The 350-nt window shown below is 67.1% G+C and carries 1 protein-coding gene; it reads left to right on the forward strand.

All coding sequences use genetic code 11. The features are described 5' to 3' along the window. Positions 1-350: methyl-accepting chemotaxis protein (locus NMQ16_RS19420; protein WP_257082570.1), on the forward strand; the 350-nt coding region annotated here is incomplete at both ends.

The raw sequence follows: 350 nt of genomic DNA on the forward strand, positions 1-350 counted from the left end.
AAGGCGAACGAGCTGGGACGTCAGAGCAACGAGGCGGTGATGCGCGGCGCGGAGACGGTCAAGCGTGTGGTGAGCACGATGAGCGACATCCAGGATTCGAGCAGGAAGATCGCGGACATCATCGGCGTGATCGATTCGATCGCGTTCCAGACGAACATTCTGGCGCTGAACGCGGCGGTGGAAGCGGCACGTGCGGGCGAGCAGGGTCGCGGCTTCGCGGTGGTGGCGAGCGAGGTGAGGAACCTTGCGCAGAGGAGCGCGCAGGCGGCCAAGGAGATCAAGGGGCTGATCGCCGACTCGGTGGAGCGGGTCGACGGGGGCGCGAAGCTGGTGGCCGAAGCGGGCGCGAC

Origin of the sequence: Methyloversatilis sp. XJ19-49, from assembly GCF_024580145.1 — a bacterium.
GTDB lineage: Bacteria > Pseudomonadota > Gammaproteobacteria > Burkholderiales > Rhodocyclaceae > Methyloversatilis.